Below are 12,717 nucleotides of genomic sequence, written 5' to 3' on the forward strand. Positions count from 1 at the left end.
TCATATCTAGCTATTTGGCGTGATAAGAATTGCTACCAAATACTTTAACTATGTTGTTTGAACAACAAAATTTAAAAATTCAGTTTTTCTAAAATGGATTCGATGTCTCTAGGGGAAGTAGGACGCACCTACTTCAAAAGAATGTTAGACCCCCAAGGGGCGACGAAAGCGGCGTGCGGGAATACTTGGATTACCAAATTTGTTCAAATATTGAACTTTACTCTCTGTAGATATGTAATTTGCCGTTTTCATAATAGTAACTCTAAATCGTCGGCCGTAGCCCCTTTCGTTAACTAGATGGTACAATATTACATAAAAATTAATACATAAAACAAAAAAAAGGTAAAACTAATTAACTTTTATCGTTTTAATAAAATCATGAACCTTTAACTATCAAATTGATATTCTATACCTTAGGTTTCTAATAAAAAAATATTGATAATAAAGTAAGTAGATTAAACTAAATGCTACTTCTATCGAATCATATCAAAAACTGAAACAGATCAGGTTTATCATTTAGGTAATCCCCAAAGAAATTAAGTGCCTTCATTCTAGAGACCAAAGGCTCAAGATCTTTCTTATCTTTTAGTTCAATCCCAACAACTGCAGGGCCATTTTCTCTACTTGATTTTTTTGAATATTCGAAATGAGTGATATCATCATTCGGTCCTAGTACTTCTCCTACAAATTGTTTTAATGCACCTGCTCGTTGCGGAAAACGAACTATGAAATAATGTTTTAAATCTGCATATAACAACGCCCTTTCTTTAATCTCTGCAGTACGAGTAATATCATTATTACTACCACTCACAATACACACTACATTTTTGCCTTTGATCTTATCTTTATAAGACTCAAGAGCAGCCAAGGTTAACGCACCTGCTGGTTCAACTACAATAGCATCTCTATTGTATAAATCTAAAATAGTCTGACACACCAATCCTTCAGGAACTGTATACATATCAGAGAGGTATTCTTTACAAATATCAAAGTTAAGATCTCCTACTTTCTGAACTGCTGCACCATCGATAAACTTATCAATATTAAAAATCTCTGTATTCTTATTATTTTGGATAGATGATAACATAGAAGGCGCTCCTTCTGGTTCGACACCTATAATTTTTGTTTTTGGAGATAAGGCTTTGATTGCTCCGCATAAACCCGAAGCTAATCCACCACCACCAATAGCAACAAAAATATAATCGATCGGTACATCACTCTGCTTAAAAATCTCAAGTCCAATTGTTCCTTGTCCTTCAATAGTTTTTGGATCCTCGAATGGATGTACAAAAGTTTTTCCTTCAGAAGTACAAGTTTCCATTGCTGCTTTATAAGAATCATCAAATGTATCACCTTCAAGAACAATCTTTACATGATCACCACCAAACATTTTTGTCTGCTCTACCTTTTGTTTTGGTGTTACCGAAGGCATATAAACAGTACCTTCTATTCCTAAATGATGGCAGGCGAATGCTACTCCTTGTGCATGATTACCTGCACTGGCACAAACAACTCCTTTTGCTAGTTCTTCTTTGGTAAGTGAGCTTATTTTATTAAAAGCACCTCTAATTTTATAGGAACGAACACGTTGAAGGTCTTCTCGTTTCAATAAAATATTAGCATCATATCTGCGAGAATATCGAATGCTATTCATAAGAGGAGTAACCATAGCCACTTCTTTTATTGTTGAAGCTGCCTTCTGGATATCCTCTAATTCAGGAAAATATGTTGTGGTTATGGTGCTCATAATTTAAGTTTACGCTCTTCTTTTATATTATCCATTTTAACTTTGAAATAGCACTAATAAATAGTTTCTTTTGCACCTATTTTTCGTTAAAAAATATAACCGTAGCTATGCTATGGCTATGCTAATATTTTTTGTCTTGAATACGTGCAAAATAAATTCAATTTCTATACGCACGATTTCAAAGTTAAACTGGTATATTTTTGCCGGCTCAGACCCATCAAAGGTTACACAATACACATCTCAAAACTTTAACAGATCCGGCCTAACAAAATTAAATGTACTATACTATCGGTTTCATTGCTGTCATCGATGCTCTTAATCGAGAACCAATAACTTCTATAGGATGATTTCTTAAAATTGCATTTACTTCTATTAGTTTAGCATTATCTACTCCATTATTCTTCCCTTCATCATATGCTTTTCCTATAACATCGGTATCTATTTTTTTCATAAAATCTGCTAATAAAGGCTTACAAGCATGATCAAATAAATAACAACCATATTCTGCAGTATCAGAGATCACTCGATTCATCTCAAACAATTTCTTACGTGCAATAGTATTGGCAATAAGTGGAGTTTCGTGTAGCGATTCATAATATGCTGATTCTTCAATAATTCCAGAATCTGTCATCGCTTCAAAAGCTAGTTCAACTCCTGCTCTAACCATAGCCACCATCAATACTCCATTATCGTAGAATTCTTGTTCAGAAATTTCAATATCTCCTGCAGGAGTTTTCTCGAATGCCGTCTCTCCTGTTGCTGCTCTCCATGATAATAGATTTTTATCATCATTAGCCCAGTCTTCCATCATAGTTTTTGAAAAATGCCCTTGCATGATATCATCCATATGTTTTCTAAACAACGGACGCATGATATCCTTTAATTCTTCAGAAAGCTCAAATGCTTTAATCTTTGATGAATTTGATAATCGATCCATCATATTAGTGATCCCACCATACTTCATCCCTTCGGTAATGGTTTCCCAACCATATTGGATTAATTTAGAGGCGTATCCTGGATCTATTCCTTTTTCTATCATTTTGTCAAAACATAAAATAGATCCGGTTTGCAGTAATCCACATAGAATAGTCTGCTCTCCCATAAGATCTGACTTTACTTCGGCTACAAAAGAAGATTCTAACACTCCTGCTCTATGACCACCTGTTCCTGCTGCATATGCTTTTGCCTGAGCCAAACCATGCCCTTGAGGGTCATTCTCTGGGTGTACTGCTATTAATGTAGGTACTCCAAATCCTCTTTTATACTCTTCTCTAACTTCTGATCCCGGGCATTTTGGTGCTACCATAATCACAGTAAGATCATCTCTCACCTCCATACCTTCTTCTACAATATTAAACCCATGTGAGTATGATAAAGTAGCTCCTTTTTTCATTAGTGGCATTACTGTGTTTACCACTTGAGTATGTTGTTTATCTGGTGTCAAATTAATAACAACATCAGCATTAGGAATCAATTCTTCATAGGTCCCTACATTAAATCCGTTATCAGATGCATTTTTGAAAGATTGTCTTTTTTCTTTGATCGCTGCTTCACGAAGCGCATACGAAATATCCAAACCAGAGTCTCTCATGTTCAACCCTTGGTTAAGTCCCTGGGCTCCACACCCTACGATAACCATTTTTTTCCCTTTTAATGCATCTACACCTGCCGAAAACTCTTCGGCATTCATAAACCTACATTTTCCTAGCTGTGTTAATTGATCTCTTAATGATAGCGTATTAAAGTAATTTGCCATTTCTTTCTTAATTTGTTGTGATTTCCGTTAGGAAATTTGATTTAATTTTGATTTTTAGTTGTTTCGATTTTTATAGTGTATCCCTGATCAAATTCAGGGTCGGGCTATTCGCTATATCTTTTTGATTGACTCCTTCGACAAGCTCAGGATGACAACCAAAAAGGATGTCACTACTATCCCTTACACTGCTTCCATTCCAAAATTTTCTAATATTTTAGAAATATGTAGCTTTTCTTTTGTTATTGAAATTCTTCCCGAACGTACAAATTGCATTAAACCATAAGGTTCTAATTGATCATACAAAGCTTCGACATCTCTTCGTCGCCCTGTCTTTTCTAATACAAAAAACTCTGGAGTCACAGTAACGATATTAGCATTACTGTCCTTTATTACATTCTGGATTTTACGTTCCTCAAATAGTAATTTTGAAGCGATTTTAAACAAAGCAGTTTCCTGATAAATGGTCTCATCATCTTTATGATAAAAAGCTTTAATCACTTCTATTTGTTTTTCAATCTGCCCAATAATCTTTTTTACCTGTTCTTCAGTTATATTCACCACGATTGTAAAACGAAATACATCCTTAATCTCTGATACCGAAGCTGTAAAGCTTTCAAGATTGATATGACGTCTTAAAAATATTGCCGAAATCCTGTTCAACAACCCTATATTGTTTTCAGTATATACTGATATGGTATAATTTTCTTTTTTCATTACTAGTATATTGTATCATTGTATAGATTCTAGCCAAAGTCTATACTAGGTGTAGACCAAGTGCCAGAATAACAAAAATTCTATTATTCTAATCTTATATCTGAAACTGATGCACCTGTTGGAATCATCGGAAACACATTATTTTCTTTTTCAACACATACTTCTAAAAAGTATGCTTCTTTTGACGCTATCATCTCTGCGATTGCTTCTTGTAAATTCTCTCTTTTGGTAACTCTGGTAGACTTGATATGATACCCTTCTGCTATTTTTACAAAATCTGGATTTACCATCTCTGTAGAAGCATATCGTTTATCAAAAAATAGTTGTTGCCATTGACGTACCATTCCCAGGAAATCATTATTTAGCACTACGATCTTTACCGGTACTTTGGTCTGAAAAATTGTACCCAACTCCTGTATTGTCATCTGGTATCCGCCATCTCCAATAATCGCTACTACTTCTCTATCCGGGACTCCCATTTTTGCACCAATTGCAGCAGGTAATGCAAATCCCATTGTGCCTAAACCTCCAGAAGTAATATTACTCTTAGATTTATTAAACTCGGCATATCTACAAGCCATCATTTGATGCTGTCCTACATCAGATACAATCACTGCATCTCCTTTGGTTTCTTCATTAATTCTTCTAAGCACTTCGCCCATAGATAGGCCTTCATTACTAGGATACAATTCTTCTTTAATTACTTTATCATATTCTATTGTATCATAATCTCTAAACTCCTGTAACCATGAATCATGAGAATTTGACTGCACCATCGGAAATATCTGTGATAATGTATTCTTCACATTCCCCATTACTGCAACATCAGCTTTCACATTTTTATTTATCTCTGCTGGATCAATCTCAAAATGTATGATTTTGGCCTGTTTGGCATAGGTTTCTAAATTACCAGTAACTCTATCATCAAAACGCATTCCGATCGCTAGTAGTAAATCACATTCGTTAGTCAGCTTATTTGGCCCGTAATTACCATGCATACCAACCATTCCTACATTTAATGGATGTGATGTTGGTAGTGCAGAAAGTCCCAAAATAGTCCATGCAGATGGGATTCCTGATTTCTCTATAAAGTTTTTCAACTCTTCTTCTGCTTCTCCCAGGATTACTCCCTGACCAAAGACAACCATCGGTTTTTTTGCTTTGTTTATCAATTTAGCTGCCTCTTCCAGGCTTTTTAGATCTGTTTCTGGTACGGGCTTATAACTACGTACACCTTTACATGTTGAGTATGCAAAATCTAATTCACCAAACTGTGCATCTTTTGTAATATCTATTAATACAGGGCCTGGTCGACCAGAGCGAGCAATATAAAAAGCTTTAGCTAATACCGCAGGAATATCTTCGGCCTTGGTAACCTGATGATTCCATTTGGTGATTGGTGTAGAGATTCCTATAATATCTGTTTCCTGAAATGCATCTGATCCCAGCAAGTGTGATCCAACCTGGCCTGTAATGCATACCATAGGTGTAGAATCTATTTGCGCATCAGCGATTCCCGTTACAAAATTAGTAGCTCCGGGTCCAGAAGTAGCAATAGCAACTCCAACTTTACCACTTGTCCTTGCATATCCTTGTGCCGCATGGGTTGCTCCTTGCTCATGCCTTGTTAATACATGATGTAATTGATCTCTATATTTGTATAGTTCATCATAGACTGGCATTATGGCCCCACCAGGATATCCATAAATTAAATCTACTCCTTCTGCCAACAAGCATCGAATTACTGCCTCTGCACCTGTCATACGCTTTGTTGATATTTTGGTTTCTTTTTTTAACGTTTGCGTTTGTGTTTCCATACACTCTTATTTTAGAGGCTAGACTTTTAGAAACTAGAGTCTAGACTTTTTTTAGATTCTGATCTTCATCAGAATGATAATTTATCGTTTATCAGCATCAAATGCTGTCTTATTTTAGATTCCAGCGTTCACTGGAATGACAATTCACTTGAAACCAATGCTTCGCATTGGAGTACTTTTAGAATTCATCAGTTACACATCCTTGTGATGCAGAGGATACTGTATGTGCATATTTATACAGCACTCCTTTATCAAACTTTAATGCTGGTTGAACCCAAGAAGCTTTTCTCTTCTCAATCTCAGCTTCACTAATATCTACAGTAATCGAATTTGTTTCTGCATCAATAGTAATGACATCTCCATCTTTTACTAAAGCAATCAGGCCTCCTTCTTGCGCTTCTGGTGTGATATGTCCAACAACAAACCCATGTGTTCCTCCCGAAAATCTTCCATCAGTAATTAAGGCTACATCTTTACCTAAACCGGCTCCCATAATAGCAGCAGTAGGCTTCAACATTTCTGGCATTCCTGGTCCTCCTTTTGGCCCTTCATATCTTATGACGACTACATCTCCTTTTTCTACTTTTCCATCTCTGATACCATCATTAGCATCATATTCTCCTTCAAAAACCTTAGCTTTTCCTTGAAAACGCAATCCTTCTTTACCTGTGATTTTTGCAACACATCCATCTTCAGACAGGTTACCAAACATGATTCTAAGGTGCCCTGTTGGTTTAATTGGATTCTCTAAAGGCTTGATAACATCCTGCCCTTCTGCAAGATCAGGAACGTCTAATAAGTTTTCTGCAATTGTTTTTCCGGTAACGGTTAAACAATCTCCATGTAGTAATCCTTTCTTTAAAAGATATTTTAATACGGCAGGAATTCCTCCAACTTCATGCACATCTTCCATTAGGTATTTTCCACTTGGTTTAAGGTCTGCCAAAAACGGAGTTTCATCACTAATTCTCTGAAAATCTGTTAATGTAAAATCTACATCTGCAGCCCTGGCAATTGCCAAAAAGTGTAATACGGCATTCGTAGAACCCCCAAGTACAGTAACTAATCGTATTGCATTTTCGAGTGATTTTTTGGTTACTATATCTTTAGGTTTGATATCCTTTTCTAATAAGGCTCGCATAGCACGACCCGCCTGGATACTTTCTTCTTCTTTATTTTTACTTATTGCAGGATTCGAAGAATTATAGGGTAAAGACATTCCTAACGCTTCGATTGCAGAGGCCATCGTATTTGCAGTATACATCCCTCCACAAGCTCCTGCTCCCGGACATGCTTTCTCTATAACACTTTTATACTCTGTTTGTGTTATTGTTCCTGCCACTTTTTCTCCCCAGGCTTCAAAAGCAGAAACTACATCTAATTTTTTACCTTCGTGACATCCAGATGCTATGGTTCCTCCATAGACCAAAATCGAAGGGCGATCTAATCGAAGCATTGCCATTAATGCTCCTGGCATATTTTTATCACAGCCAACAACAGTTACCATTCCATCATAAGACATTGCCTGTACTACAGTTTCCATAGAATCTGCGATTACATCACGAGATGGCAATGAAAAACGCATTCCTGGTGTTCCCATAGAAATCCCATCGCTTACTCCTATAGTATTAAATATGAGTCCGACGACATCCTCTTCTAATGTTCCTTTCTTAACCAATTTGGCAAGATCATTAAGATGCATGTTACATGGATTCCCTTCATAACCTGTACTGGCAATCCCGACCAATGGTTTATTAAAATCTTCATCGGTTAAACCAATTGCGTGAAGCATTGCCTGTGCCGCAGGTTGCGTGTCATCTTGAGTGACTTGTTTACTATACTTATTGATGCTCATTTCTTTTTGAATATCAGTTTTTACGAATTATTTAAAATTTTAACTTTTACCCTATGATGTATGCATTAGATTGAATAAACCACAGTATAAAATTATTTTGTTGCAACTAAACACTTATACAATATTCAATACCCTTACAATATCCAGTTGTGCCTTTACATGCTTTACATACTGATTTACAAGTATTTATGTTTTGAAAATTTACAATCACTATTTGATAATTTTATTTAAGTATTCATTATATGAACTTATCTTGAGTAATACTTTGACCTACAAAATTTACATTTTGCGCTTTAATTTTGTTTATTTTTTTAACCGTAGCTATGGCTATGCTGAAAAAAATCATCTTCATTATAGCACAAAAGCCAAACTTTCCGGTTGAAAACCACTACTCAAGATGAGTTCTATATCAAAAAAAAACTCCCTTCATTTTCTGAAGGGAGTCTGTATTTATTTTTATACAATAATGTCCCTTCATCATGGTGAAATAATCACAATAATGACAATGACATTACTAATTATATTACTAAATATTCTCATTTCTACTTTTCAGAATTAATTTTAGATTCTAATCTTAATACCTTTTTATACAAAAAAAATCCCTTTACTTGAGTAAAGGGATTTTAATATCATATATATAGTATTAATACATCCCTTATCGAGGTGAAATAATCACCTCAATACTAATGACTGTATTAATATTTATGTTTCTAGTATTCATTTATGTCTTCAAATATAGGAAAATATTTTTGTGAAATACAAATACTAAATTATTTTTTTATAATGAACTCTTCTTGCTTTTTTTGATTCAACCTAAAAAAGGTGGCTATCTTCAAAGCATTTTCAGGAAAAACCAAAAAATCTATTTGTAAAAATTTAGTTTAAAAAATAAGACCCTTCATCAACAATGAAAGGTCCTATTTTTTTCAAATCCTGAGTTTTGACTACTTAGAATTTAACTTTATACTAAAACTTAATAAGCCTTAAGGTTTCTGTATATTTATTAGCTTGTATTTTTACAAAATAATTTCCAGATGATTTTATTTTATCTCCTAATAATATTGTCCCCGGATTTTTACTATACTCTTCATTGATCAATTCTTTTCCTAATATATTATATACAGTTATTGTAAATGTATCGCTTTCTAATCTTGATACATCTATAGTAACAGTTTCTTCAAATGGATTAGGGTATATGCTAACCCTATTTTCTGAGGTTCTCTCTTTTTGTCTGGTTGGTCTTTTTGTAAGCAAACCTTGATCAGTCGTAGTATTATATGCATAATCCTTGATCGTGTATGACAATCCATCATTAGCTACCGTAGCATAAAACCACCCATAATGTGTGTTTCCACCTATTTTAAAAGTAAACCCTATGTAACCAGATTTACCTCTCCAATCTGTATATGAAGATGAGCTCACCACAAAACTATTAGAATTGGCAACAAAATTACTAGCTGCACCAACCTCTACTCCTTCCTCAATAAATGTAGCGTTACTAGTTGTTCCTTCGCAAACAACATCTTTTCCGTAATTCACTAATCGAAGTGAATTACTGGTGAACCATCCTCCAAAACCATTATCATCACCAACCTCTATTCTAAAGAAATTCCAGGTACTTGAAGAGTTTGTTGTTTCGTCAATCATATCTACATAAACTACAGTTCCATTAGTAGCACAAGGACTGCAAGATCCTCCGCAATCAACTCCGGTTTCATTACCATTCTGAATTCCATCATTACAGGTTGGTGTAGTTGTACCTCCAATTCTTATGGTGTAATCCTCTACTTCGCCCAAATAAGTATCAGTACCGCAAGGTGTTATTTTTGCTTCAGACCCATATCCTACTCGAACTCTCATACGCAACGAAGTATTAGAAACTGCTCCAGAAGGAGGAGTAATATTAGCCGAATAAGGACCCGCAGCAAATCTAGAATACACTTTCTCTCCAGCATCAGTAAAATCACCATTATTATTCCAGTCAATCCATACTCCTACTGCATTATATGTCCAACTATTATTATTTAATGTAACGGTTAATCCCGTTGCTTGTCCGCTAGTAAGATTTGTAGACTGATTGGTAAAATCATTATATGCAGCATTTGTGGAACTATTATTTATAGATCCTAAGCTAACATTGGTAATGTGTAAGGTAGTATTTTGAGTGGTCGAAGCTGCACAGTAGGTTACATTTGTATTACAAGGGTTACAATCAGGTCCACCACAATCTACACCGGTTTCATTACCATTTTGAATACCATCATTACAGGTTGGATTGGTGGTACAAGGGTTACAATCAGGCCCACCACAATCTACACCGGTTTCATTACCGTTCTGAATACCATCATTACAGGTTGGATTCGAACTTCCTCCTTTAATGAACACAAAATAATCTTCTACTTCATCACCATTAGTTCTTGCTGTTCCACAAGGCTCAGGGGCAGTATGTATTTTATAACGTACTCTTAATCTGGTCGCGCCACTTTTTGCGGTATTAGGAACTACAACAGTTGTTGTTACACCACCGGCACCATTGGTTGTTAATAAAACTTCTTCACCTGCATCTGTAAAATCTCCATCTTTATTCCAATCAATCCAAGCTCCAAAATAATTAGGATCCCAGAAATCGATTCCTGGATTAACGGTTAAAGCAACAGACTCGCCTTTAGTAATGTTGGTTCCCAGGTTAGTAAAATCAGAATACCCACCATTTCCACTTTTATTATTGATAGCTCCAAAGACAACTTCGTCTATATAATTATTACCTTGATAACCCGCAGCACAATAATTTGTAGGCATAGGATCCAAATTTCCATTGGTAATACTAAAATTAGCATTTGTAACATCGAAAAAGATATTATTCGTACCTCTTACCATAATTCTATTTACACCTCCTTCATTGTCTGGTATTGTAATTTGTTGAGAACCATCGTTAGGTACTGCAGAAGCTAATGTTATTGGGTATGTATTTCCACCATCTGTGGATAACAAAATATCAACAGTTGCTGCATTTACCCCATTCCCTGTGGTTCCTGCTACGTTCCAGGTTACTGTTTGTGTAGAGCCTATAGGCGCATCAAACCTAGTGTTTTGAGAAGTGATCACAAAAGGACCAGCGGTCCCACTTACCGTAATAACAGCATCCTTAGAATCTGTATTACCTCCTCCTGGATGGTTATCTCTTACGGTGAATCTAAAATTCATAGTTCTGGAAACAGAAGGTGTTACCTCCCATTCAGAAGAAGCATTTCCTGCTTTTATTGTAGTCAGGTTAGGCATATATCGATTTGGAGATGTTGAAGGTGGTTGATAACGGAATACAGGACCGTTAGTTGACGTAGCCCGAGGAGGCATAGGAGCTATTTCCTTATCCATTTGGTTCCAGCTATACGTTAGTTGATCGGCTGAATTAGCATCAGTAGCTGACCCTTCTAATATAAATGGAGTAGATCTTGGAATCGTATAATTACCTCCTACACTAGCTGCTGGCGCACTATTACCTATTGATTTTGTTGTACCGCAACCTGCTGTACTTACAATATGATTCCACATTTCATCTATTTGTTTCGCATGAAAAAACAGATATTGCGTATTTGCTGTATTAGGAGCACAACCTGTATATGCCATGATCGTATTACCTCCTCCTGGTTCAACGGCACCTTCGTCCAAACGATTACCTCCACATGAGTTGTTAAACGAATGGTTAGCACCGAATTGATGACCTATTTCGTGAACGAATGTGACAAAGAAATAATCATTGACAGATGTGAAAGGATGTGCACCAGTAGCTCCTTCAGCTTTTTTACTATCAACACATACAGCCCTTAAAGCTCCACGTCCAGTCCCATCTGAATCTAAAACATGACCAATATCATAGTTAGCGTTACCAATTTTAGCATCAAGAATAGCTTGAACCTCATTTACTGATGCTGAAGTATTACCATGTGTAAAACCGTCAGTTGCCGGGTCAAGAAAAATGGAATTGTCCATATTAGGTACTAACTCAAACGTAGTTCCAAGATCTCGTTCGTAAATCGCATTCACTCTTGTCATGAGTACATTCAACTCGGAAAGTACTGCGGCTTTCCTTTGTTGAGTTGAACCATTTGTAACGTTTGCCTTATCAGTATAAATTTTAGACAACTCTCCCGTTACTGCTATAGCCATTCGGTAGACTCTAACACGACCATCATTAGCATCTTTTCTTGCTTTGTTTGATTTTTCAGCTTGCTTTGTACTTTTTTCTAAAAAAGGTCCGACTGCGTGATCAATTGCTTGACAGTTAATTGATGCTGATCCCTCAGTTTTTGAAGTAACCACATACGTTTTACTATTACTAGTAGAAGGTTTGATATTCGTTATTGTAGCATCAGGCTTCATAATCATAGCCCTAAAGTTATTATACCCCAAACTAAAATGTACTACTCCACCTTCTCCACTAACCGATGTACCGACATAAGACTTAATGTCTGGAAACTTCTTAGCTAAATCCGGATGTAAAACACTTGATTCCTTTACGCGGTATTCTTTAAATTCTCCACGTTCGGTAGGAAGTGTGATAATGACATTTGATTGATCAAATGAATTGAATCTATTAGGACAATGAGATAAAATTTCTTTTAATTTTTCAATACTAAGGCTGTAAATATTTTGGTCTGAAGTTTTTGTATTCTCCTTAGCAGAAGAAATGTTTTCGTTTTCAATAGGGTTCATATTTTTTTTCCAAAAATTATTATTGGTTTGTGAAAATCCAAATTGGAAAACAAATAAGCCTACAAATAAGACAAGTTGATTTTTCATGGTTTTAAGTTTAATGGTTTTAATTTTA

At 35.6% G+C, this 12,717-nt stretch carries 6 protein-coding genes; all 6 read right to left on the reverse strand.

The annotated features are described in order from the left end of the window. Positions 1 to 481: 481 nt before the first annotated feature. The 6 genes from ilvA to AAFU52_RS25305 all read right to left on the reverse strand — a co-directional run bounded on the left by ilvA (position 482) and on the right by AAFU52_RS25305 (position 12,689). Positions 482 to 1,747: a threonine ammonia-lyase gene (ilvA, locus tag AAFU52_RS25280; protein WP_438424269.1), complete on the reverse strand. Its 1,266-nt coding sequence runs from the start codon at positions 1,745 to 1,747 to the stop codon at positions 482 to 484. Positions 1,748 to 2,027: 280 nt separating this feature from the next. Then, positions 2,028 to 3,503, reverse strand: a complete 1,476-nt coding sequence (gene ilvC / locus AAFU52_RS25285; protein WP_438424270.1) for a ketol-acid reductoisomerase — start codon at positions 3,501 to 3,503, stop codon at positions 2,028 to 2,030. 180 nt (positions 3,504 to 3,683) lie between these two features. Next, positions 3,684 to 4,217: an acetolactate synthase small subunit gene (gene ilvN / locus AAFU52_RS25290; protein ID WP_074409252.1), complete on the reverse strand. Its 534-nt coding sequence runs from the start codon at positions 4,215 to 4,217 to the stop codon at positions 3,684 to 3,686. Positions 4,218 to 4,300: 83 nt separating this feature from the next. Continuing rightward, positions 4,301 to 6,034 (reverse strand): biosynthetic-type acetolactate synthase large subunit, encoded by a 1,734-nt coding sequence (ilvB, locus tag AAFU52_RS25295; protein WP_438424272.1) that lies wholly within the window; start codon positions 6,032 to 6,034, stop codon positions 4,301 to 4,303. Between the two features lie 178 nt (positions 6,035 to 6,212). Then, entirely contained in the window at positions 6,213 to 7,889 is a 1,677-nt protein-coding gene (gene ilvD / locus AAFU52_RS25300; RefSeq protein WP_024771324.1) for a dihydroxy-acid dehydratase, read from the reverse strand. Between the two features lie 966 nt (positions 7,890 to 8,855). Then, positions 8,856 to 12,689 carry a GEVED domain-containing protein gene (locus tag AAFU52_RS25305; protein WP_438424275.1) on the reverse strand — a complete coding sequence of 1,278 codons (3,834 nt, stop codon included), beginning with the start codon at positions 12,687 to 12,689 and terminating at the stop codon, positions 8,856 to 8,858. Positions 12,690 to 12,717 lie beyond the last annotated feature (28 nt).

This window comes from Aquimarina macrocephali, from assembly GCF_051627225.1.
GTDB classification, from domain to species: domain Bacteria; phylum Bacteroidota; class Bacteroidia; order Flavobacteriales; family Flavobacteriaceae; genus Aquimarina; species Aquimarina macrocephali.